The 21385-nt window shown below is 70.2% G+C and carries 24 protein-coding genes; 11 read left to right on the forward strand and 13 right to left on the reverse strand.

What is annotated here, in order from left to right:
* On the reverse strand, positions 1–197 hold a 197-nt coding region (locus U4E84_RS12745; protein ID WP_322532474.1), incomplete at its 3' end, for an inorganic diphosphatase.
* Positions 198–535: 338 nt separating this feature from the next.
* On the opposite strand from U4E84_RS12745, the gene U4E84_RS12750 reads away from it, so the two are divergent.
* A complete protein-coding gene (locus U4E84_RS12750; protein ID WP_322532475.1) occupies positions 536–895 on the forward strand; it encodes a PadR family transcriptional regulator in 360 nt (119 codons plus the stop codon).
* A gap of 137 nt (positions 896–1032) precedes the next feature.
* On the opposite strand, the gene U4E84_RS12755 is transcribed toward U4E84_RS12750, so the two are convergent.
* Both U4E84_RS12755 and rnhA read right to left on the reverse strand, forming a co-directional pair.
* Positions 1033–1710 (reverse strand): hypothetical protein, encoded by a 678-nt coding sequence (locus tag U4E84_RS12755; protein WP_322532476.1) that lies wholly within the window; start codon positions 1708–1710, stop codon positions 1033–1035.
* Positions 1697–2293, reverse strand: a complete 597-nt coding sequence (gene rnhA, locus U4E84_RS12760; protein ID WP_322532477.1) for a ribonuclease HI — start codon at positions 2291–2293, stop codon at positions 1697–1699. Before rnhA ends, U4E84_RS12755 begins: the two co-directional genes overlap by 14 nt.
* A 101-nt stretch (positions 2294–2394) precedes the next feature.
* Between rnhA and U4E84_RS12765 the strand changes: the two genes are divergently transcribed.
* The 3 genes from U4E84_RS12765 to U4E84_RS12775 all read left to right on the forward strand — a co-directional run bounded on the left by U4E84_RS12765 (position 2395) and on the right by U4E84_RS12775 (position 5080).
* A complete protein-coding gene (locus U4E84_RS12765; protein WP_322532478.1) occupies positions 2395–3387 on the forward strand; it encodes a transcription initiation factor IIB in 993 nt (330 codons plus the stop codon).
* 37 nt (positions 3388–3424) lie between these two features.
* Positions 3425–4753, forward strand: coding sequence for a DNA repair protein NreA (nreA, locus tag U4E84_RS12770; RefSeq protein WP_322532479.1), 1329 nt, complete (start codon positions 3425–3427; stop codon positions 4751–4753).
* A gap of 69 nt (positions 4754–4822) precedes the next feature.
* A complete protein-coding gene (locus tag U4E84_RS12775; protein WP_322532480.1) occupies positions 4823–5080 on the forward strand; it encodes a preprotein translocase subunit TatA in 258 nt (85 codons plus the stop codon).
* Positions 5081–5500: 420 nt separating this feature from the next.
* Here U4E84_RS12775 and U4E84_RS12780 read toward each other — a convergent pair whose 3' ends face one another.
* Positions 5501–5797, reverse strand: a complete 297-nt coding sequence (locus U4E84_RS12780) for a hypothetical protein (protein ID WP_322532481.1) — start codon at positions 5795–5797, stop codon at positions 5501–5503.
* A 107-nt stretch (positions 5798–5904) separates the two neighbouring features.
* Positions 5905–6903, reverse strand: a complete 999-nt coding sequence (locus U4E84_RS12785; protein WP_322532482.1) for a radical SAM protein — start codon at positions 6901–6903, stop codon at positions 5905–5907.
* A gap of 137 nt (positions 6904–7040) precedes the next feature.
* On the opposite strand from U4E84_RS12785, the gene U4E84_RS12790 reads away from it, so the two are divergent.
* Both U4E84_RS12790 and U4E84_RS12795 read left to right on the forward strand, forming a co-directional pair.
* The gene (locus tag U4E84_RS12790) at positions 7041–7769 is read left to right on the forward strand and encodes a DUF6517 family protein (protein WP_322532483.1); all 729 of its coding nucleotides are present in this window, start codon (positions 7041–7043) and stop codon (positions 7767–7769) included.
* A 100-nt stretch (positions 7770–7869) separates the two neighbouring features.
* On the forward strand, positions 7870–8997 hold the full coding sequence (locus U4E84_RS12795; protein ID WP_322532484.1) for a DUF373 family protein: 1128 nt from the start codon (positions 7870–7872) through the stop codon (positions 8995–8997).
* 16 nt (positions 8998–9013) lie between these two features.
* On the opposite strand, the gene U4E84_RS12800 is transcribed toward U4E84_RS12795, so the two are convergent.
* The 5 genes from U4E84_RS12800 to U4E84_RS12820 all read right to left on the reverse strand — a co-directional run bounded on the left by U4E84_RS12800 (position 9014) and on the right by U4E84_RS12820 (position 15767).
* Complete coding sequence (locus U4E84_RS12800) at positions 9014–9925, reverse strand: hypothetical protein (protein ID WP_322532485.1); 912 nt, start codon at positions 9923–9925, stop codon at positions 9014–9016.
* A 186-nt stretch (positions 9926–10111) separates the two neighbouring features.
* Entirely contained in the window at positions 10112–11173 is a 1062-nt protein-coding gene (locus U4E84_RS12805) for a phosphotransacetylase family protein (protein WP_322532486.1), read from the reverse strand.
* Positions 11170–13284 carry an acetate--CoA ligase family protein gene (locus U4E84_RS12810; protein ID WP_322532487.1) on the reverse strand — a complete coding sequence of 705 codons (2115 nt, stop codon included), beginning with the start codon at positions 13282–13284 and terminating at the stop codon, positions 11170–11172. The genes U4E84_RS12805 and U4E84_RS12810 overlap by 4 nt, the downstream gene beginning before the upstream one ends.
* A gap of 164 nt (positions 13285–13448) precedes the next feature.
* Positions 13449–15305, reverse strand: a complete 1857-nt coding sequence (locus tag U4E84_RS12815; protein ID WP_322532488.1) for a PAS domain-containing protein — start codon at positions 15303–15305, stop codon at positions 13449–13451.
* Between the two features lie 72 nt (positions 15306–15377).
* Complete coding sequence (locus U4E84_RS12820) at positions 15378–15767, reverse strand: helix-turn-helix domain-containing protein (RefSeq protein ID WP_322532489.1); 390 nt, start codon at positions 15765–15767, stop codon at positions 15378–15380.
* A gap of 129 nt (positions 15768–15896) precedes the next feature.
* Here U4E84_RS12820 and U4E84_RS12825 point away from each other — a divergent pair, with 129 nt between their 5' ends.
* From U4E84_RS12825 to U4E84_RS12840, 4 genes are all read left to right on the forward strand, one after another.
* Positions 15897–16532: a helix-turn-helix domain-containing protein gene (locus tag U4E84_RS12825; RefSeq protein WP_322532490.1), complete on the forward strand. Its 636-nt coding sequence runs from the start codon at positions 15897–15899 to the stop codon at positions 16530–16532.
* Between the two features lie 95 nt (positions 16533–16627).
* Positions 16628–16783: a hypothetical protein gene (locus U4E84_RS12830; RefSeq protein WP_322532491.1), complete on the forward strand. Its 156-nt coding sequence runs from the start codon at positions 16628–16630 to the stop codon at positions 16781–16783.
* Positions 16784–16900: 117 nt separating this feature from the next.
* Complete coding sequence (locus tag U4E84_RS12835; RefSeq protein WP_322532492.1) at positions 16901–17356, forward strand: pyridoxamine 5'-phosphate oxidase family protein; 456 nt, start codon at positions 16901–16903, stop codon at positions 17354–17356.
* Positions 17357–17731: 375 nt separating this feature from the next.
* A complete protein-coding gene (locus U4E84_RS12840; protein WP_322532493.1) occupies positions 17732–18205 on the forward strand; it encodes a hypothetical protein in 474 nt (157 codons plus the stop codon).
* Between the two features lie 180 nt (positions 18206–18385).
* On the opposite strand, the gene U4E84_RS12845 is transcribed toward U4E84_RS12840, so the two are convergent.
* The 3 genes from U4E84_RS12845 to U4E84_RS12855 form a co-directional block, all read right to left on the reverse strand.
* Positions 18386–18538, reverse strand: coding sequence for a zinc ribbon domain-containing protein (locus tag U4E84_RS12845; protein ID WP_322532494.1), 153 nt, complete (start codon positions 18536–18538; stop codon positions 18386–18388).
* 105 nt (positions 18539–18643) lie between these two features.
* A complete protein-coding gene (locus U4E84_RS12850; protein ID WP_322532495.1) occupies positions 18644–19399 on the reverse strand; it encodes an ABC transporter permease in 756 nt (251 codons plus the stop codon).
* Complete coding sequence (locus U4E84_RS12855) at positions 19396–20454, reverse strand: ABC transporter ATP-binding protein (protein WP_322532496.1); 1059 nt, start codon at positions 20452–20454, stop codon at positions 19396–19398. The genes U4E84_RS12850 and U4E84_RS12855 overlap by 4 nt, the downstream gene beginning before the upstream one ends.
* 132 nt (positions 20455–20586) lie before the next feature.
* Here U4E84_RS12855 and U4E84_RS12860 point away from each other — a divergent pair.
* A partial coding sequence (locus U4E84_RS12860) for a Mur ligase family protein (RefSeq protein ID WP_322532497.1) occupies positions 20587–21385 on the forward strand: 799 nt, incomplete at its 3' end.

The raw sequence follows: 21385 nt of genomic DNA on the forward strand, positions 1-21385 counted from the left end.
TCGTAGTACGACTGCGGGATGAACCCGTAGTCGTACGGGTAGTGGACGTTCGAGTGGAGCACGCGGTCGAGAACGACGGCGGGGATGTCCTTGTCGTACTCGTACTTGTTCCGTTCGCCCTTGAGACACTCCACGACGGCATAGATCTCGTCGGGGGCGTTCGGGCCCGTCTCGAGGTCCTCCCAGAGATTGACCATGTGCCCGACAGTCGGGCCATGGATAGCAAAGTCCTTTCGGGTTCCCACGACGGGTCGAATCGCTGACTTCATTCCGTCCGCGTCCGACCCACTACCGGCAACATACCCCGATTGATCGGCTGTCTGACTCGGGGCTAACGCACCGATTTCCCGATAAATCGTCACAAATCGACCGCGCCGGTGGTCGAACACCTAAATTCGCTCTCCGCGCCGGATCCGGGTCGTCAAATCCGCTCACGTCGACTGCGGCGAGTATTAGGACGTTCCCACCAGGTTATATAATTAAACGACGGTAAATCTTGAGAAAGGTTATAAGTTCGGGTTCCCTTCAACTATCTATGTCAGAGGCACAAACAGTCGCTGATGAGGAGTCAACCAGATCGGCGTCGGACCTGACGGCGTTCCAACAGAACATCCTCGCTATCCTCTCGGAAGAGCCCATGTACGGACTCGCGATCAAGCGCGAGCTCGAGTCCTACTACGGCTCCGAGGTGAACCACGGACGGCTCTACCCGAACCTCGACGACCTGGTCGCGGAGGGACTGGTCGAGAAGAGCGAGCTCGACAAGCGAACGAACCAGTACGAGCTGACCGAAGCCGGCCACGACACGGTCCTCGGACAGCTGGAGTGGGTCCTCGACCGGTTCGTCACCGACGAGGCGCGCGCCGACGAGATCCGCGCGCTCCTCGAGGAGTAGGTTCGGCGCGAGCGCAGCCACGCGGGCGTATCGGCTCGAAACCAACAATTTGGCACACGCGCGCGGTGAAAACCGCGCACTCTAACCGAGCGAGCGACGGCCACGTCTTCTCCCGGCCGAGGTCGGCGTCAGCGTCTCTACGCGTCGCCGTCGGTCCGCTCGGCCGGACCGTCGACGTCGGCGGCGACCGCCTCGATCACCGCCAGCGACTCGTCGACGACGGCGAGCTGCTCGTCGGTCGGCCAGCCGTTCCGCGGCAGGTACTCCTCGCGGAACTCCGCGCGAATCTCGGGCGTCGCGTCGTCGACCGCGCGGACGTAGTGGTTGCTCATGAACGCCGCGAAGCTGCGGGCGGTGTCGGCGTGGACGTCGGCGCGCGACTCGGCGATCGCGTCGGCGACGGCCTCGTTGTAGGCGGCGACCTCTCGGTAGCGGTCGGCGTCGCCCGGTCCCGACAGCGACACCTCGACGGCCCGGTCGGTGGTCTCGATCCGGTCGAGCTGCACCGTCCCGTCCTCCATCCACTCGTCGGGGTACAACACGAGCGTGTCGTCGTCCTCCCGGAGCCGCGGGACGTAGCCGTGGCTCGCGACGAGCTCGTCGCGGCGCTCGCGGTAGAACGCGGCCGCCGCGTCCTCGTCGGCCCGCCGGGCGAGCCGCGTGAGTCGCTCCGCCTCGTCGACGGCCTCGGCCGGAACGTCCGGGATCCGGTCAGCGTCGGCCGATTCCTCCTCGGCGGTCGCCTCCTCGACCGCCATCGCCTCCCGTGCGCGCTCCTTCGCCCACTCCGGTGGGTCCTCGTCAGTTCTCGTCATCGAGTGCCTCGTTGGCCAGGTCGTCGGCGCGCGCGTTTATCTCCCGCGGAACGTGTGCGATCGACCAGCGGCCGAACCGCTCTAACAGCTCTCGGACGCGGACCCGCTTCTCGCGCAGTTCGGGGTCGTTCGCGTTCCACTCGCCGCGCACCTGCCTGACGATCAGCTCCGAGTCGCCCCGGACGTCTATCTCGTCGAAGCCGTACTCGTCGGCCGCCTCCAGCGCGCGGATCAGCGCGGCGTACTCGGCCTGGTTGTTGGTCACCCGTCCGATCCGTTCGCCGCCCTCGGCGACGATCCCGTCGGCGGTGACGAGACACCAGCCGACGGCGCCCGGGCCGGGATTTCCCCGCGAGGCGCCGTCGAAGTAGACGTGCGCGCGCCCCCCGCCCTCGCTCAGGACGGTCGTCAGACGGGTCGGGTCGCTCCCCTGCACCACGACCTTGTCGTCGTACGCGACCGCGACGGCGCCCTCGCGCTCGGCGCGCCATCGCTCGTGGGCGGTGTTTCCCGCCTCGATCCGAACGCCGGCGTCCTCCAGACGGGCGCGCGCGGTCGCCGGATCGCAGTCGATCGTCGGCATTCGATCGCCGTCCGCGCTCGCCGGACAAAGGGCTGTCCGTCGGTCGGTCGCCGATCCTCACGAACTTTTAAGGTAATCGGTCGGGATAGTATATAAATGCGATGACACGGCCAACCCGGCAACGGGATCACGACCGGCAGCGTGTGCGGGACGAGGACGCCGACGAGACAACAACCGACGCCGAGGGGGTCGACGCCGACGAACTGGACCCCGAAGATTTCGACCCGGCAGAGCTTACCCGGACGGCCGACGGCGAACTGATACACGAGGAAAGCGGACTCATCGTCGAAGAGGAACAGATCGATCCCGGCCCGGAGTGGCGGGCGTTCAACCACTCCGAGCGGCAGTCGAAGTCGCGCGTCGGCGCCCCGACGACGAAGACGATGCACGACAAGGGGCTGACGACGACGATCGACTGGAAGGACAAGGACGCGTACGGGCGGTCGCTCTCCTCGGAGAAGCGCTCGCAGATGCACCGCCTGCGCAAGTGGCAAGAGCGGATCCGGACGAAGGACGCCGGCGAGCGCAACCTCCAGTTCGCGCTTTCGGAGATCGACCGCATGGCCAGCGCGCTCGGCGTCCCCCGATCCGTCCGGGAGGTCGCCTCCGTCATCTATCGGCGCGCGCTCAACGAGGACCTCATCCGCGGCCGCTCCATCGAGGGCGTCTCCACCGCCGCGCTCTACGCCGCCTGTCGCAAGGAGGGGATCCCCCGGTCGTTAGAGGAGATCTCCGACGTCTCGCGGGTCGACCGCAAGGAGATCGGCCGGACGTATCGCTACATCTCCCAGGAGCTCGGCTTAGAGATGCGTCCCGTAGACCCCAAGAAGTACGTCCCCCGCTTCTCCTCCGAGCTCGAGCTGAGCGAGGAGGTCCAGTCGAAGGCGACGGAGATCATCGAGACGACCGCCGAGCAGGGGCTGCTCTCCGGGAAGTCCCCGACCGGGTACGCCGCCGCCGCGATCTACGCGGCCTCCCTGCTCTGTAACGAGAAGAAGACCCAGCGCGAGGTCGCCGACGTCGCGCAGGTCACCGAGGTCACCATCCGCAACCGGTACCAAGAGCAGATCGAAGCGATGGGGATCCACGCCTAGCAACGTTCAAGCCGCCGCGGGACCAACTCGGAGCCGAATGCGGCTCGACGAGTTCATCGAGTTCGAGGCGAACGAGCGCGCCGAGCGGCGGCGTCTCGCGAGCGAGAAGGACTACGGCATCCTCGACCACCTCGACTCCTTCGAGCGGCGCTTCGAGGAGCACGTCTCCGACGACGCCGTGGTCGGCAGCGTCTCCCCCTCGATCTTCGTCGGCCGATCCAACTACCCGAGCGTCTCGACGGGGCTGCTCTCGCCGGTCGGTCGCGAGGAGCGCGCGGACTCGTTCGAGACCTCCGCGGCGTGGTACGACGAGGGCGTCTCCATCTCGGACGTGTTCGACCGCCGGACGAGCCTGCTCAACTCGGCGCGCGGGGTCGACGTCAGGGACGTCGGCGCCAGCGCCGGCGCGGTCGGTTCCGCCGTCGTCGGGGACGCCGCCGCGAGCGTCCACGACGCGTGGGACGGCTGGCTCGGCGTCCAGCGCGAGGTCGCGATCGCCGACCGTCCGGTCGACGTCGAGATCGGGCTCGACGGGAGGCCGGACCTCGATTTCGACGTCGGCACGCGGGACATCAAGACGCCGACCGGGCCGCGCGCGGCCGCCCGCACCGCCGAGCTCGGCGAGAACCCGCACGTCCCGCGACCGGTCCAGAAGACCTTGGAGGACGACGACTGGCGCGCCGAAGGCGCCATGACGTACCTCTACCGCCGCGGGTTCGACGTGTACGAGATCAACACGATCCTCTCCGCGGGCGCGCTCGGGCGCGGCGAGGACCGACGGCTCGTCCCGACGCGCTGGTCGATCACGGCAGTCGACGACACCGTCGGACAGTTCCTCCGGGGGTCGATCCGCGACAACCCGACGGTCGACCGAATCGAGGTCCACCGCAACGAGTACCTCGGCAACGCGTTCTGGGTGATCCTGGTCCCGGGCCGATGGGAGTACGAGCTCGTCGAGATGAAGTCGCCCGGCTCCATCTGGAACCCCGACCCCGAGGCGGGCGTCTACCTCGCGGCCGCGAGCGAGGGGCGCGAGGGGCGGACCGGCTACGTCGAGGAGACGGCCGGCGCCTACTACGCGGCCCGGCTGGGCGTCCTCGAACACCTCGACGACCGCGGGCGACAGGCGAAGGCGCTCGTCCTCCGGCACGTCTCCGACGACTACTGGGGCCCGGTTGGCGTCTGGCAGGTCCGCGAGGCCGTCCGAAACGCCTTCGAGGGGGAGCACGGGACGGCGGAGACGTTCGGCGAAGCGGTCCGCGGCGTCGCCGGCCACCTCCCGATATCGCTTGGTCGCCTCCGGCGAAAATCGGCGATGGCGGCCGGGCTACAGGCGAATCTCGGCGACTTCGTCGACGTGAGGTGAGGGCGGTGGCGGGAAGGCTCGCCGCTCCCGCCCCGATCGCTTTTGTCGCGTCGCAGAGTGGGTGACAGCATGGGTCCCACTCTCCCCGCGTTCGGCGGCGTCCCCGCTGGTCCCGAACTCGTGATCCTCCTGATCGTCTTCGTGCTCCTCTTCGGCGTTCCCCTCGTCGTCATCGCCGGGGTAGTGCTGTTCCTCAAACTGCGCTCCGACGGCGACGAGGGGGACGCCGACCGCATCGCGGAGCTGGAGGCGGAGGTCGAACGCCTCCGGGAGAAGGTGGACGAGGGCCGGCACGGAGAGGACGCGAGCGACGACGATCGCTCATAAATAAACGGAAGCGGTCGGCGCGTGCCGGTGAGCGGCCGGAGGCCGCGAGTAGCGAGGGACCGAAGTCCCTCTGACAGCCGCCGGCGATCGCACGCGCGAGGGAGTCGCTGGCGGCGGCCGCCGCCAGCGACAGGGCGAGAGCTCCGTTCTCGCTTGCAGCCGGACGTAGTCCGGCGACGAGGGTGGGGAGGTGTGAGGCGCGGTTGCGGTGCGGGTGGGACTCGAAGAGCAGCCGGAAGGACGAACCATGACGATGTCAGTACCGCAAGGAGCGAGCGGGGCGAGCGACTGAGGAACGCAACGAGTCGCGCGAGTCCTCCCGGCTGGGGCTTTGGAGGTGTTCTCGGTGTCGACGCCATCAGGTATCAAGCCGACACGCTCTGCCCGCGTCGCCCACCCTCGCCGTTTTCAACGCTCGGGTTAGTCCTCCGCCCAGTAGTACAGCTCCTCGCGCGGCGCGTCGCAGTTCGGGCAGTTGGCGGGGAGCTCTTTACCGATCTCGCCCATCTCGCCGCACTCCCAGCAGCGCCACATCACGTACGCGGTGCCGAACACGTCCCGGGCATCGGTGAGGGTCAGCGGCTCCGATCCGGACGGCGACGAGACGTAGAAGCCGTCGTCGTCGACTCCGCGGACCGTCCCGATCTGGTCGCCGTCCTCGTCGTACACCGCCTGTCCGATGCTCACGTCGGCGAATACGGGTTCTTCGGAGGCCATATCCGACGGTACGTGCCGATCCCTCATAAGTGTGGTATGTGGGCACGTCCCAGATCGGCCGTGTACCGATCCGGATCGACGCGGAGACCGACGATCCGACCCCCGGCTCAGGCGACCGGCGTCCGCTCGACGACCGTCCCGTTCACGGTCGGGTACTGCTCGACGATCTCGCCGCGGTCGAGGTCGCCGTCCTCGACCATCTCCTCTAAGAGCCACCACGCGACCTCGACGTGGTTCGACTTGACGACGTAGAACTCCTCGGGGACGCCGAGCGCCTCGAAGCGATCGGGGTCGGCGAAGGCCTTCCCGTAGACGAGGGTGCCGTCGTCTGTCACCTCGTCGAACTCGCGGCGGATGTTCCTCGCCATCCGCTTGAGCCGGTTCCGGTGCTGGGCGGCGTCCTTGAACACGGACGTACAGAAGTACACCTTCTCGTGGCTCGCCATCTCCTCGAGGATCGCGTCGTCCTTCGACCCCTCGACGGCGGACATGTGTCCCTCCTGCAGCTCGAAGCCCTCCTGTTGCATCCGGCGGTAGTTCCCGTCGGACATCTCGAACTCGTTGACGTTACAGAACTCGGCGGCGCCCTCGTCCAGGAATTCGAGGAACTCCGGCTCCGCGCGGATGCCGGGGATCTCGAAGGCGGGCGTGAGCCCCTCCTCGCGGGCGATGTACAGGATCTCCTCCCACTCGGTGCCGTGCATGTCGCCCCACAGCTCCACCGGCGGGTGAAAGCGGATCTCGTCGAGGCCGGCCTCCGAGAGGCGGCGCATGTTCTCGCGGCCGCCGGTGATCCCCGTGTACAGGTGGGTGTGGTGGTCCTCGCCGAACTCGTCTTTCAGCAGCTCGAGGTAGCGCGTCGTCTTCGCCATCGCCTCCTGCGGCTCGCCGCCGGTGATCGACGTGCCGAGCGCGCTCATGCGCTTGGCCTCCGCGATCACGTCCTCGTCCGACTCGACTTTCCGCTCGTTGGCGTACACGTCGGTGACGTTCTTCCGGTTCTCTCCGAGGGGGCAGTAGAAGCAGTCCCGCTGGTCGCAGTAGCCGTAGACGAAAAGCACCATCTTCCCGCCCTTGGCGCACTGTTCACAGCCCTTGGAGATCATCTACCCGCCTATACCGGCCGTGGCCTCAAAAAGCGTCCGAACTCCCCCGTTCCGGGAGAGACGTTGTCACGGGTGCGCCTCGCGGTGCCGCCGAGGGGAACACAAAGTATGTACCGCCGCCGATGCGAGGGTATGGCATGACTCGAACGACCGACAACGACCGAGCGGACCCCGCGGACAGCGATCTAACGGACCCCGCGGACGCCGAGGCGTGCACGCGCCGACGCGCGCTCGCCGCGGGCGGCGCGGTCGGTCTCGCCGCGCTCGCCGGCTGCACCGCGCTCGACGTCGCCACCGGCGATCCGGCCGAGTTCGCCGCGGGCACCGCGACGGTCGCCGACGCGACGCTCGACGAGAGCGGGTACGAGCTCAACGAGGTGTACGAGGACGCGCGGACTCGCGAGTTCGACGTGGCCGGCGTGACCCGCGAGGTGCGAGTGACGAGCCGGATCGCGGAGTACGACAAGGCCGTCGAGCTGTTCGGCGAGCGCTATCAGGCGGCGGTGTTCGCCGTGCTGACGACCCCCCGCGTCGAGGTGCTCGGGCAGGCGTTCAATCCCGTCGGCGACCTCGACGACGAGGAGCGCGCGGAGCTTATCGTGGACCGCTACGAGGGCGTCAGCGACCTCGAACGCAGCTCGGAGTACACCACCGACGTTCTCGACACCGACGCGAGGGTCGTGGTGTACGCGGGCGACGGGGAGATCGAGGGGACCGACGTGAGCGTCGAGCTCGAGTTCCACGTCGCCGAGGCGGTCGAGGCCGGCGGCGACTACGTGGTCCCGCTGGCCGCCTATCCGGAGGCGTTCGGGGACGGCGAGAACGTGCGCCGGATGCTGAACGGGATCGAACACGACCCGGAGTGAGAGTGACGGTGAAGCGCGCGCTGCGGTCGCGCGTCGCGTCCTCCCGCCACCGCCGCCCCGAGCCGAAAACATATGACGAGGCCTCGCATACCCACGCGTAATGCTGCTGGTCCTCTGTGTCGACCTCGACGACGACCTCGGCCGCAAGACCGGGATCCCCACCCCGGTGATCGGGGTCGACGACGTCACCGAGGCCGCGGTCGCGCTCGCGACCGCCGACCCTGAGGACTCGGACGTGAACGTCCTCTTCCAGGGCGTGAACGTCTACGACGAGCTGGCGGCGGAGGGCGAGGCGGTCGAGGTCGCCGCCGTCACCGGCGTCGACGGCTCCGACGTGACGGCGAACCGCGCGGTGGGGCAGGAGGTCGATCGCGTCCTCGCGGAGCTCTCGACCGGCGAGGAGGTCTCCGCGGTCGTCATCACCGACGGCGCACAGGACGAGTCCGTCCTCCCTGTCATCCGCTCGCGGATGCCGATCGACGGGATGCGCCGCGTCGTCGTCCGGCAGGCACAGGACCTCGAGTCGCTCTACTACACGATCAAGCAGGTGCTCGCGGACCCCGAGACCCGCGGCACGATCCTGGTGCCGCTCGGCGTCCTCCTCCTCATCTACCCCCTGGTCGTCGTCGCCAACCTCTTCGACGTCGCGGGCGCGGCGGTCCTCGGGATCCTCTCGGGGGTCGTCGGCCTCTACTCACTGTTCCGCGGGCTCGGGCTGGAGGACACCGTCGACGGGGCGGCCGACACCGTGCGGAACGTCCTCTACACCGGCCGGGTGACGCTCGTCACCTACGTGGTCGCGCTCGCGCTGATCCTCGTCGGCGGCGTGCAGGGCGTCGAGACCGTCGAGACGGTCACGGAGGTCCGCGGCGACGGGCTCACCGTCGGCGTGACCCTCGCGGCGTTCGTCCACGGGTTCGTCCAGTGGCTCGCCGTCGCCGGCGTCACCTCCAGCCTCGGACAGATCACCGACGAGTACCTCGGCGGGCGCTTCCGCTGGCGCTACCTCAACGCCCCGTTCTACGTGCTCTCCATCGCGGTCGTGCTGTACGCGGTCTCGGGGTTCTTCCTGCCCGACGCCCCGGGAGTGACGTCGCTCGCGCTCCCGGACCTCGCGATGGCGCTCGCGGCCGGGACGCTCACCGCCGTGTTGAGCACCCTCGCGTTCGCCGTCGCGGAGGCGCAGCTCCCGTCGGCAGCGAGCGTCGGCGAGCGAAAGAGCGGGTGAGAAGCGACGGCGCCGCCTACCGCGGCGTCCACTCGTCGCAGGCGTCCATGTCCTCCATCAGTTCGTCGTGGTGGCCGCAGTACGGCTGCATCCCCTGATCGGTGCGCACGTAGTCGAAGTGCGCGCAGTTCCCGCAGTAGGTGTCACCGGGGCCGTCTCGCGCTGCGGCGCGTCCGTCCGACGTCGGTCCGGCGGGACCCTTCGGGCCGGTCGGCTCGCTCCTCGCTCCCGCGTCGTCGAGCGGAGACCGGAGGTCGGTCGCGGTTTCGCCGCCGTCGGTGGTCCCGTTCCCGGCGGGCGCGTCGGACCGACCCGTCGCGTTCGGCCGATTGGTCTGCGTCTCCACCTCGCCGTCGGGGGTGCCGCCGAGGAGCCCCACGCCGCCCATCCCGTGGAGCTGGTCGCGGCCGACCTCGACGACCTTCGTCTCCCCCTTGTGGGTCACCTCCATCGTGACGGTGCCGCCGGGGTCGTTGCGCGTCTTGAAGTTGGCGACGCCGACGAACACGCTCCACAGCGTCGTCGCGGCGCCGACGAAGTACAGCCCCGCGGTCGGCAGCGTGAGGTCGGTCAGCTCCGGGCGCGGGCCGCCGACCCAGTGGTACGGGTAGGCGTACGCGAACAGGGCGACGCCGAGACACATCACGGACGCCCCGACGATCGCGGCGATGCGCGTGCTTCGGTCCGACGGGAGAACGGCCATCACGCCGAGCAACAGCAGCGGAACGCCGACGCCGCCGAGCACGCCGCCGAGCCGTCGCGCGTCCCCCGAGCCGTAACCGCTCGGGAGGACGACCTCCGCGGCCACGAGGAGTCCCGCGACGAGCAGCAGCGTTCCGGCGACGAACGAGGCCACGCCGAGGTACAGCCGGCGCGGGTCGACCTCGGAGCGTCTCCGGTCGCCGTACGCCTCCGAGAGACTGGTCATACGCGCCCTACGTCGTCCTCCCTGAAAACACTATGTCAGACGTTCGCCCGCATCGGGGGACGGAACGAGGCCGCATCGGGGGACGGAACGAGGCCGCATCGGGGGACGGAACGAGGCCACAGCGGGGGACGGAACGAGGCCACAGCGGGGGACGGAACGGGGCCGCAGCGGCGATCGCGGGGTCCCTCAGAGCAGCGCGTCCAGGTCGGCGTGCGCGTCGAGCAGCTGCGCCATTCGTTCGACGGTGCGCGCGTCACGAGTGCGCCCGCTTCGGACGATCCCCTCAGCGCGGTCGATCGCGGTGACGGTGTCGGTGTTCACGGCGAGGACGGGCTTGCCCGCGTCTGCGGCCTTGCCGAGCACCGCCCCGGAGGGCCGGTGGCCGCCCGTCAGGACGAGACACGCGACGCCCGAGGCCTCCAGCGCGGCGGTCTGGACGTCCGCTCGGTCGCCGCCGGTGATGACGGCCGCGTCGCGGGCGCGTCGGAAGTACCGGAGCGCCTCGTCGCCGCCCATCGCCCCGACGAGGAAGCGCTCGACGAAGCCGTCGGTCGGCGCGTCGGTGAGCAGCTCGGCGCCCAGTTCGTCGGCGAGCTCGCCGACGGTGACGCCGGCGAGCTCCTTCTCGTGAGGGACCGCGCCGAACACGGCGACCCCCTTCGACTCGAGGAACGGGATCCCGTCCTGGTCCAGCGACTCGAACGCGTCGTCCGACACCTTGTTGAACACGACGCCCGCGAGCCGATCGCCGAAGGCGTCGGCGGCCGCGAGCACGTCGTCGAGGTCGTTCGGCGAGCCGTACCCCGAGACGAGCACCACCCGCGCGTCGAGCAGCTCCGCGACGTCGACGTCGGTGAGGTCGACGACCCCGCCGGTGGTCCAGCTGCCGCCGCCCTCGATGAACATGTGGTCGCGGTCGGCCGCGAGCTCCTCGTACTCCTCGCGGATCCGGTCGCGGAGGGCGCCGGCGTCCTCGGTGCCGCGGATCGCGCCCTCGACGAACGTCGGCGAGTAGACGACGGGCTCCATCTGGTGCATCTCGGCGTCGAGCCCGAGCACCTCGCGGGCGAGCATCGGGTCCTGATCGAGCGTCTTGCCGACGTTCGACTGCAGGCGGGTCCCCTTCGGCTTCATGTAGCCGACGCTGCGGTCGCGGTCGGCGGCGAGCCGCGCGAGCGCGACGGTGATCGCTGTCTTTCCGGCGCCTTCTCCGATCGCGGTGACGAGTGTCGTGGTGGTGTCTGTCATGGGTCGAGTTCCTCCGGGTCAACGGTGAGTCTCACGTCGACGGCGGCGGCGTTCGCGCCCCCGTCGGCGTCGGGCAGTGCGACGAGCGGGTTGATGTCGAGCTCCAGGATGGCCGGGAAGTCGGTGACCAGTTGGGAGAGCCGACCGATCGTCTCGACGACGGCGTCGACGTCGACCGGGTCGCGGCCGCGGGCGCCCCGCAGCAGCGGCGCCGACTGGATCTCCTCGGTCATCTCGCGGGCCTCCGGCTCCGAGACGGGCGCGACGCGGAAGGTGGTGTCCTCCATCACCTCCACGAAGATGCCGCCGAGCCCGAACATCAGTAGCGGGCCGAACTGCGGGTCGCGGTTCATGCCGACGATCGTCTCGACGCCGTCGTCGAGGTCGACCATCTCCTGGACCTGCACGCCGAGGACGGTCGCGTCCGGCTGGTAGTTCCGCGCGCGGGTGATCAGGTCCTCGTAGGTGTCCGCCACGTCGTCGTCTCCGACGCCGACGGCGACGCCGCCGATGTCGGACTTGTGGAGGATGTCGGGCGAGACGATCTTCATCACCACGTCGCCGTCGATCCCGGCGGCGACCGCGCGGGCGCGCTCCGGGCTGTCGACGATCTCGCCGGCGGGCGTGGGGATCCCGTACGCGTCGAGCAGGTCCATCGCCTCAACGCCGAGGCGGTTGTCGTCGCGGTCGCGAACCGTTTCGAGGATCTCGCGGGCGCGCTCGCGGTCGACGTCGAACGACATCGGGTCGGCGTACGCTCGCTCCCTGATGTCGCGGTACCGCGCCAGCGTCGCGAGGCTCTCGATCCCGCGGGCGGGGTCGAAGTAGCACGGGATCCCCCTCGCCTGGAGCTGCTGTTTCGGCTCGCGCGTCCGGTCGCCGCCCATCAGGCAGGCGGCGACGGGCGCGTCCATCTCCTCGCTGACCGCCTCGATGGCGTCCGCGAGGTCCCCGAAGTCGATCGTCGCCGTCGGCGCGGCCAGCACGAGGGCGGCCCCGACGTTGTCGTCGGCGACGGTGATCTCGAGCGCCTCGCGGAACCGCTCCACGTCGGCGTCGCCGATCACGTCGACCGGGTTGTGGATGTTCGCTTCGTCCGGCATCGACGCCGCGAGCGCCTCGCTCGTCTCGCTCGTGAACGACGCCATGTCGAGGTCGGCGTCGCCGACGGCGTCGGTCGCCATGACGCCGGGACCGCCGGCGTTGGTGACGATCGCGACGCTGTCGGTGTCGGGGAGCGGCTGGCTCCCGAGGATGCCGGCGGCGTCGAACAGCTCGTCGACCGACTCCGCGCGGATGACGCCCGCCTGGTCGAGCCCCGCCTCGTACGCCTTGTCGGAGCCGGCGAGGGTGCCGGTGTGCGAGGAGGCGGCCTGCGCGCCGGCGCTCGTCCGCCCCGACTTCACGGCGACGATCGGGGTGTCCCGTGTCGTCTCGCGCGCGGCCTCGATGAACTCGCGGCCGTCCTCGATCCCCTCCAGGTAGCCGATGATCACGTCGGTCTCCTCGTCGTCCCCCCAGTGGTCGACGAAGTCCGTCTCGTCGAGGACGGCCTTGTTGCCGAGCGAGACGACGTCCTTGAAGCCGATCCCGTTGTCGTTGGCCCAGTCGAGGACCGCGGTGACGAACGCGCCGGACTGGCTCATGAACGAGAGCCCGCCGGGGAGCGCGTTCTCCGGACCGAACGTCGCGTTCATGCCCGACGGCGTGGACATGATCCCCAGGCTGTTGGGGCCGACGAGGTTGAGGTCGTACTCGTCGGCTAGCTCCGCGAGGCGCCGCTCCCTCGCCGCTCCCTCCCCACCCGTCTCGCCGAACCCGGCCGTGATCACGACGACGTTCCGGACGCCCGCCGCGCCGCACGCCTCGATCGCGTCCAACACGATCGAGGGCGGCACGACGATCACGGCGACGTCGGCGTCGGCGTCGCCCACCTCGTCGACGCAGGGCGTCCCGAGCACCTCGTCGTAGTTCGGGTTGACGGGGACGGTGTCGCCGTCGAAGTCGTCGAGTAAGTTCGACGTGACGGCGCGTCCGACGGCCCCCTCGCGGGACGTCGCGACGACGACGGCGACCCGCTCCGGGTCGAACAGCTCGTTGAGCGTACCCATCAACCTGACGCTACGCGAACCGCCGGCTTAAGATCGGTGGGACGCTTTCGGTCGTTGAGTCAATAACGAACGACCGATCGGATATCCACCGATCTGGTCGACGCGTCGCCCCCAGAAGTGCCCAGCGGCGTCTGGATCCGCGTATTCGCGCGGACCGATCTCGGTCAGTCGGTCTCCGCGCCGCCGTCCCGCGCCCCGTCGAGCCCGCCGCCGCTCGCGGCACCGTCTCTCCCGACCGCCCCCTCCCGCCCCGGCGCGGGCGTTCGGGTCCCCTCCGGCGTGGGAGGGTTCGGCGTGGCCGTCCCGCCCGCGTCACCGATCTCCCCGCCGCCCATCTCACCGACCTCCCCCCCGCCCGTCTCGCCGGCGGCCGTCCGCTCGGCGTTCGGAACCGTGAGCGTCACGACGTTCCCGTTCGGATGGGTGTCGAACGCGAGGTCGCCGTCGGACCGCTTCGCGACCCAGTACACGAGCCACAGCCCCATGCCGCCCGTGTGACGGAGGTCGTTCATCTCCCACCGGTCGGTGATGACACACCGCTCCTCCGCCGGGATCGGCGGACAGTTGTCGCGGATCGATATCGAGACGTCCTCGTCGGTCTCGGTCACGTCGATCCGGACGCGCGGCGTCGTCTCCGCGTGCTCGATGGCGTTCTCCACGAGCTCGGCGATCGCGTAGTCGAGCTCCGGGTAGGTGAACGCCGTCGCGCCCGGCGGGTACGAGACCGACACCATCGCGGTTGACCCGTCGCCGTCCGCCGCCTCGTCCTCGATCCGTCCGCGGTCGGTCGTCCCGAGCGCCGCCTCGTCCCTCGGATCGCGGTAGCTGACGTCTATCTCGCCGACGCCGTCGCAGTCGTCGCCGACCAGGTCGAGCGCCTCCTCGACGACGGGCGCGACCGGGACCGCCCGCGGCGATCCGCCGCGGCGCAGCAGGTCTATCACGCCGCGCTGCTTCTCCGCCGTCGTGAGCAGGTCGTCGGCCACGCGACGGATCGTCGCCGCGTGCTCCGTTAGCTCCTCGCCCATCGCGGCCAGCTCGTCCGGCGAGATTGAGGGAGTGAGAGACGCGTCCTCCGTCCCCGCTTCGGTCGCGTCGTCTGCCCCCGGGTCGCCCCGTGTCCCGCACGCGCCGTCTTCGCGGGCGTGGGTCCCCTCGGCCTCCCACACATCCGGGTCGAACGCCGGCGCGTTCGCGACGCGGTCGGCGATCTGCGCCGCGGTCCCGTCGACGACGTTCATGTCGTTTCGGATCGTGTGGCGCAGCAGGTTGTCCATCACGGAGAGCTGTCGCTTGCGGCGGTACTCGGCGGTGACGTCGCGAGCGAACCCGGCGACGGCGACGACCTCGCCGTCCTCCACGACCGGCTCGCCCGGCACCCGAATCCAGCGCGTGACGCCGTCGGTCGTCCCGAGGCGGTAGTCGATCAGCGCCGACTCGCCGGCGGAGAGCCGCTCCATCGCGCGCTCGACCGAGGGTCGGTCGTCGGGGTGTACGGCGTCGAGGAAGGCGGTCGGCTCCCGTGTCAGCCGCTCGGTCGACACGTCGAACACCCCCTCGACGGCGTCGTTCACGAACAGCAGCTCGGACCAGTCCGCGGAGAACATCCAGAACACGTCCGACGACACCGAGGCGATGGTCTCCAGCCGTCGTCTCGACTCGACCTCCGCGGTCACGTCGCGAGCGGTCACCACGTAGCCGTCGCCGTCGGTCTTCGCGGGGGCGTGCATCCACGTCCGGAGCCACACCCAGTCGCCGTCGGCGGTGCCGTAGCGGTGTTCGATCGGCGAGTCCGGAGTCACCTCGCCGGCGACGACGGCCTCGAACGCCTCCCGGAGTCGCGTCTCGTCCTCCGGGTGAGCGAGCGAGAACGCGTCCGTGCCGACGAGCTCCGCCGACTCGAACCCGAGCACGTCCGCGACGGCCGCGTTCGCGCGCCGGCAGATTCCGTCCTCGTCGAGGACCGCGACCGCGTCCTGCGTGAGGTCCAGGAGGGTCTCGGGGTCCGACCAGGCGCTCATACGGAATCGCTTCCGGGGGCGGGGTTTAACGCTGTCCGCCCAATTATCACGAGAGAAAAGTCCCGGTCGGAGTCAGTCCGCCGAGATGCCGGTGGCGTCCATCGCCGCGGTGAGCGGATCCGTCCCCGAGTCCGCGACGGTCAGCGTGACGCCGTCGGCGTCGAGTTCGATCGTCGCGTCCGTCGCCCCGCGGGTGTACTCCGCGGCGTGGTCGCCGTCGGGGTCGAAGCGGACGCCCTCCACCAGCAGGGGCGTCTCGCTCAGCCGCTCCACCTTGCGGTAGGCCGTCGAGAGGGCGATGTCGCACGCGTCCGCCAGTTCGCTCGTCGTCATCGGCGTCTCCGCGGCGCCGAGGATCGCTCGGCAGTCCGGGTCCGCGAGGACGTCGAACGTCGCGTCGAGCGTCTCGTCGCCTTCCGTCGCCGTCGTCGGACCAGTCGCGTACGAGGCCTGTCGCTTCATGGATGTACGTATCACCTCCACCCACCCCAACGCAGACCCTGCATATGAGGGGTGTTTTATATGCGTCCCGCCGGGCGCCGCGCCCACGGCGTCAACGTTTTGCCCGGGGGCGGACACGGACGGACGCAGATGGGATCCGGCATCAGAGCGGAGGTCTCGCTCCCGGCGGGGGCACCGTCGCCGTTCGAGGGGATCGTCGACGGGTCGGCGCCGATCTACAGCGTCGCGCGCAGCACCCCGGACGGCGCCGAGGGCGCCGTCGTCTTCGAGTTCGTCGCCGACGCGGACCTGTCGGTCCCCGAGGGCGTCGAGGTCGTGTTCGACTACGGCGCGAAGGCGGCCTACCGCTTCGAGACCCCCTGGTCGGCGGAGTCGCCGTTCGCCGTGCTCGACCGCCACAGGCTCCCGACCTCGGAGACGACCATCCGAGACGGCCGGCTCCTCGTCACGTTCCACGCGACGGACCTCCCGACGCTCCGGTCGGTGCTCGACTCGTTCCGGGAGTCGTCCTCGGACATGCAGGTGTTACGGCTCCTGCAGTCGTCGTCGACGCCCGAGGAGTCGGACCTGGTCACCGTCGACCGGAGCGAACTCACCGAGCGCCAGCGCGAGGTACTCACGGCCGCCTACGACGCCGGCTACTTCGACCACCCCAAGGGGGCGAACGCCGGCGAGGTCGCCGAGTCGCTGGGGATCGATCGGTCGACGTTCTCCGAGCACATCGCGGCCGCCCAGCGGAAGCTGCTCTCGACGCTGCTCGACTGACGGTCGAACCGGAGGCGGCGCTCGGCGACGTCCGGATTCTGAACCCCTTAGAATCCGAACCATCTTTCATGGGCCTCCGTGTCGTACCTGTAACCATGACGAGTCCACGGACACACACCTTCGTCTGCCCGGAGTGCCGCCGGTCGATCGAGGTGGACGACGCCATGCGGGCGACGCTGCTCGACGTGGGCTGCGTCGTCTGCGGCCAGCCCGTCACCGAGGGCGACATCGCGGACCCGCAGACCGCCTAGCCGCCGTCGCCCGTCGGTCCTCCCGAGCGCCACCGAGCCGAGCGCGCCCCTCCGCGCGGGGGCTCCTCCGCAGTCCGTCTCGCATCCTTTATCCCGGCGTGTGTCGACTCGTTGGGTATGGCGACGAACAGCGAGGTCGAGATGTCCGACGCGGAGATCGACGCGTTCCTCTCCCGCCACGAGACAGGCGTGCTCTCGCTCGCCCGCGAGGGACGGCCGTACGCGATCCCGATCTCCTACGGCTTCGATACGGAGTCTCGAGACGCCTTCCTGCGACTGGTGTCGACGCCCGACAGCGAGAAGCGCAAGTTCCTCGGCTCGAACCCGCGGGCCCGGATCGTCGTGTACGAGGAGGACGGCGAGGCGTACGACAGCGTCGTCGGCGTCGGCACGCTCCGCCGCGTCGACCTCGACGAGCTCACGCCGGAGACGATCGCACAGTACGGGGAGACCCGCCGCCCGCTCTTCGAGATCTGGGCCGACGGGAAGCCCGACCTCGACATCGACCTCTACCGGTTCGTTCCCGATCGACTCACCGGCCGGACGATCGTCGTCGAGCGCGACGACGAGTAGCCGGACGGAGGAAGCGAGTTAAAACGCAGTTCGCTCCGCTGAAGCCCTCTTCTCCAAGCACGACATCGACTGAGACAGCCGGTCGACGACAGATACGAGGTGAGCGCAGTGTGAGGAAGCGAGTAACAGGCTGGCGATGTGCAAATCTGGCCCGAACCGTAGCCGGGGTCAGGACGAGCCGCTGACAGTCCGGAACGCCGTCGAGTTTCGGATCGGGCTCCTCCCCTGTCCGCTGTCGCGCTCCGGTATCACACAACCGTGGAGAGTGTTCGAGAGTGCGGCGGTATCGTGCACACAGAGGGAAACAGATCGCCTGCTGAGAGCTTCGACAAGCCTCCAAAGTGAATTTCTAGGGCCGGATAGTACGGTCCGTGTATGAGGCGACGCACGGTGTTGGCAACGACCGGCCTCGCTCTCGTGGGGACGACGAGCGGATGCCAGAGCGGTGCGGAAACCAGTCCGCCGCCGGAAGACGTGCGGGTGACCGACATGCGGTATCGAAATGCCGACCGCCGACCCTACCGTCTGCACGTCCTGTTGCTCGAAGACGGCGAGCCGGTGTACTGGACCGCCGAGGACGTCCCCCCGGCAGAGACGCAGGGGGACGGGGAGTTGCTCGTCCGGGAGCGAGCGTTCGAGGAGTACCCGACTGACCCGGCTCGCTACGAGCTCCACGCCCGGCTGAGCGGAGATCCGCGGTCGGAGTGGGTGTCGACCGATTTCCGAGAGGTGGACAGCGTCGCCGGAGACCCCGAGTACCGCTGCTTCGACGTCGTGCTCGGAATCCGGGACGGTGAACTACACCTGCTTCGAAGCGGCGAGTGGCCCGACGACACTGACTCCTGTTGACGAACTGCGACGCGAGCCGCCGCGCGCGTTGGCTCGCGCGCGACACTGAGGACGGTACCCGGAGCCGGTGGGACTCCCGGCGGTCGGCTCGCGGCTCTCACCGATCGATCGAATCAGTCGACGGCGTATCTGTCCACTGGGGGTCGTGGCGGCGCCCGGGCCGCGATCGGCTCCCAGCCGCTACTCGTCGTCGGAGGGCTCGCCGGAGAAGTCCTCCTCGCTGGCGGCGGTCGTACACACCGGACAGCCGGCGTCGAGGATCGTCTCCCGCATCTCCTCGTTGACCTCGATGGTCTGTGCACAGTCCGAGCAGGTGAATTGAACAGTTTTCAACACTGGGCCTCTCTCGTCCGGCGAGACGGCGCCGGGCGATATAAATGACCGGCTTCCGAGCCGGCGACCCGGCCGGGTCGCTCCCTCGCTCCGCCCGCACCGCGCTCAGTCCGTCCGCGGGACCGCGTACGCGCCGACCGCGAGGAACGCGGCGGCGAGCACCGAGAGGACGGCCAGGTCGCCGGTCCACGGCCCGGGTTCGTAGACGATCGCTCGCGTCCCCCGCGCGAAGTACGTGAGCGGCGAGGCGGCGACGGCCGGGCGGAACCACGCCGGCAGCAGGTCGGGCGAGACGAACGTCTCCGAGAGGAAGAGCAGCGGGAGCGCGACCGTGTTGCTCGCGGCGATCACGCCGTCCTGCGAGTCGGCGAGCGCGCCGAGGATCGCTCCGAACCCGCAGAACAGCGCGACGCCGACGGCGACGAAGACGGGCAGAACCGCGAGGGCGGGGGAGACGACCGGCTCGGCGTCCGTCACCGCGAGCACGAGCCCGAAGATCAGGAGGCTGGCCGCGCCGATGATCGCGACGTTGACGAGCGTGTGCGCGAGGAGCCACTCGGCGCGCGAGAGCGGGGTCGTCGCCAGCTTCTCGAACCGGCCGCCGTCGCGGTGTCGGGCGATCTCGGACCCAACCCGCGAGAGGGGCGTGAAGAGGACGACGACCGCGAGGTAGCCGGGGATGTAGTAGCCGGCGGGCTCCGCGAACAGCCCACCGCCCGTCGGCTGCGTCCGGACCAGCGCGCCGAAGATGACCACGAGGATCACGGGGAAGAAGAACGTGAAGAACACCGCCGTCCGCCGGCGGAGGAACGACCGCGCCGCCGCGGTCGCCTCGGTGCGGATCCGGCCGACGCGGGTCATCGGTCGCCTCCGTCGGCGGCGTCCCGGAGGTTCCGCGGCGAGTACTCCTCGCCGGTGAGCCGCAGGTAGACGTCCTCCAGCGAGGGCTCGCTCCACGCGAGCGACTCGAAGGCGACCCCGGCAGCGTCGAGGGCGTCGACCGCGTCGCCGATCGTCTCGGGTCGGACGCCTCGGAGCCGCAGCCCGTCGCGGGTCGACTCGACGGCGGCGTCGCCGGCGACGTCCGCCCCGACGCGCTCCTCGACGCGCCCGACGGTGCGGTCGCTCGCGGGTCCGTCGAGGGTCACGTCGAGCCGAGGTGCGCCGCCGTGTTCGGCGACGAGCTCGTCGGGCGCCCCGACGGCGACGACCGCACCGTCCCGGAGGAGCGCGACGCGGTCGGCGAGCCGCTCGACCTCGTCCATCGCGTGGCTCGTGAGGAAGACGGTCGTGCCGTCGCCCGCGAGCCGCTCGATCAGGCGGTGGATCGCCAGCCGGCCCGCCGGGTCGATCCCCGTGGTCGGCTCGTCGAGGAAGAGGAGGTCGGGGTCGTTGACGATGGCGGTCGCGACGCAGGTGCGCCGCTGTTGCCCGCCCGAGAGCGTCTCGTACCACGCGTCCGCGTCGTCGGCCATCCCCACGTCCCGGAGGACCGACTCGACGTCGCGGGCGTCGTCGTAGAGGCCGCCGTAGTATTCCACCAGTTCGGTCGCGGTGAGCCGCTCCGGCGGGTCGAACGACTGCGGGAGCAGCCCGACGCGCTGCGGGTCGACCCCGCGCGGGGGGGCGCCGAACACGCGGATCTCCCCCGCTGCGTCGGTCGTCCCGGTCAGCGCGCGGACGAGCGTGGTCTTGCCCGCGCCGTTGGGGCCGATGAGCCCGAACACCTCGCCGGCCTCGACGCGGAGGTCGACCCCGTCGAGCGCGACGACGTCGCCGTACGACCGCCTGACGTCCTGGCCGACGAGCACCGGATCGGCGGCGTCGCCGGCGCCCGCGCCGCCGCGCCCGTTCGCGTCGCGCTCCTCGGAGCCGTCGTCGACCGCGGACGCCGACGCGGCCGCTATCTCGTGCATGCGACCGGGTCGGGGTGCCGCGCGCGTAAGGGTTGCTCTTCGCGGCGGGAGCGTCGCGCCCCGGCGGGGACGCGCCGGCCGGAGCCGCCCCGGTCCGTTACGCCTAAGCGACGCCGTGCCGACCCACGGCGTATGCACTACCACGAGGCGGCGGCGTTCCTCTTCGACCTCCGCCGCTTCTCGGTCAAGCCGGGGACCGAGCGCGTCGCGGCGCTGCTCGACCGGCTCGACAACCCCGAAGCGGACGTGCCGTTCGTGCAGGTGGCCGGCTCGAACGGGAAGGGGAGCACGGCGCGCATGACCGAGTCGATCCTCCGCGAGGCGGGACTCTCGGTCGGGCTCTACACCTCGCCGCACCTCTCCGTGCTCGCCGAGCGGGTCCGCGTCGACGGCCGGCAGATGACCGAGGCCGCGATCGCCGCCTTCGTCGAGGAGGCGAAGCCGTGGCTCGTCGAGCGCGCGGCTGCCGGCGAGCCGCTCACCTTCTTCGAGGTCGTCACGGCGATGGCGGTCCGCGAGTTCGCGCGCCGCGACGTCGACGTCGCGGTGCTGGAGGTCGGGCTCGGCGGCGAGTACGACGCGACCAGCGCGGTCGCCCCCGTCGCGACGGCCGTGACGAACGTCTCGCTCGAACACACCGCGGTCCTCGGCGACACGATCGCCGAGATCGCCCGCACCAAGGCCCGGATCGCCGAGCCGGGAGCGCCCCTCGTGACGGCCTGCGAGGGCGAGGCGCTCGAGGTCGTCCGCGAGGTCGCCGGCGAGGCGGGCGCGCCGGTCGCGACGGTCGCCGGCGCGGACACGGAGCGCGAGGGAGACGAGTCGGCTCCCACCCTCTCCGTCGCCTACGGCGGGCGCGTCAGCCCCACCGACGCCGCGGTGACGCTCGCGGGCGAGACGGAGGGGACCTACCGGGTCCCGCTCGTCGGCG

It is taken from the genome of Halorubrum sp. AD140, from assembly GCF_034497445.1.
Classification (GTDB): domain Archaea; phylum Halobacteriota; class Halobacteria; order Halobacteriales; family Haloferacaceae; genus Halorubrum.

Coding starts and splice junctions, on each gene's coding strand:
- U4E84_RS12835 (WP_322532492.1), top strand. CDS start 16,901: ATGGCGACGAACAGCGAGGTCGAGATGTCCGACGCGGAGATCGACGCG.
- U4E84_RS12750 (WP_322532475.1), top strand. CDS start 536: ATGTCAGAGGCACAAACAGTCGCTGATGAGGAGTCAACCAGATCGGCG.
- U4E84_RS12820 (WP_322532489.1), bottom strand. CDS start 15,767: ATGAAGCGACAGGCCTCGTACGCGACTGGTCCGACGACGGCGACGGAA.
- U4E84_RS12775 (WP_322532480.1), top strand. CDS start 4,823: ATGGGTCCCACTCTCCCCGCGTTCGGCGGCGTCCCCGCTGGTCCCGAA.
- U4E84_RS12755 (WP_322532476.1), bottom strand. CDS start 1,710: ATGACGAGAACTGACGAGGACCCACCGGAGTGGGCGAAGGAGCGCGCA.
- U4E84_RS12855 (WP_322532496.1), bottom strand. CDS start 20,454: ATGCACGAGATAGCGGCCGCGTCGGCGTCCGCGGTCGACGACGGCTCC.
- U4E84_RS12850 (WP_322532495.1), bottom strand. CDS start 19,399: ATGACCCGCGTCGGCCGGATCCGCACCGAGGCGACCGCGGCGGCGCGG.
- U4E84_RS12795 (WP_322532484.1), top strand. CDS start 7,870: ATGCTGCTGGTCCTCTGTGTCGACCTCGACGACGACCTCGGCCGCAAG.
- U4E84_RS12800 (WP_322532485.1), bottom strand. CDS start 9,925: ATGACCAGTCTCTCGGAGGCGTACGGCGACCGGAGACGCTCCGAGGTC.
- U4E84_RS12840 (WP_322532493.1), top strand. CDS start 17,732: ATGAGGCGACGCACGGTGTTGGCAACGACCGGCCTCGCTCTCGTGGGG.
- U4E84_RS12785 (WP_322532482.1), bottom strand. CDS start 6,903: ATGATCTCCAAGGGCTGTGAACAGTGCGCCAAGGGCGGGAAGATGGTG.
- U4E84_RS12810 (WP_322532487.1), bottom strand. CDS start 13,284: ATGGGTACGCTCAACGAGCTGTTCGACCCGGAGCGGGTCGCCGTCGTC.
- U4E84_RS12765 (WP_322532478.1), top strand. CDS start 2,395: ATGACACGGCCAACCCGGCAACGGGATCACGACCGGCAGCGTGTGCGG.
- U4E84_RS12825 (WP_322532490.1), top strand. CDS start 15,897: ATGGGATCCGGCATCAGAGCGGAGGTCTCGCTCCCGGCGGGGGCACCG.
- U4E84_RS12815 (WP_322532488.1), bottom strand. CDS start 15,305: ATGAGCGCCTGGTCGGACCCCGAGACCCTCCTGGACCTCACGCAGGAC.
- U4E84_RS12805 (WP_322532486.1), bottom strand. CDS start 11,173: ATGACAGACACCACCACGACACTCGTCACCGCGATCGGAGAAGGCGCC.
- U4E84_RS12830 (WP_322532491.1), top strand. CDS start 16,628: ATGACGAGTCCACGGACACACACCTTCGTCTGCCCGGAGTGCCGCCGG.
- U4E84_RS12790 (WP_322532483.1), top strand. CDS start 7,041: ATGACTCGAACGACCGACAACGACCGAGCGGACCCCGCGGACAGCGAT.
- U4E84_RS12780 (WP_322532481.1), bottom strand. CDS start 5,797: ATGGCCTCCGAAGAACCCGTATTCGCCGACGTGAGCATCGGACAGGCG.
- rnhA (WP_322532477.1), bottom strand. CDS start 2,293: ATGCCGACGATCGACTGCGATCCGGCGACCGCGCGCGCCCGTCTGGAG.
- nreA (WP_322532479.1), top strand. CDS start 3,425: ATGCGGCTCGACGAGTTCATCGAGTTCGAGGCGAACGAGCGCGCCGAG.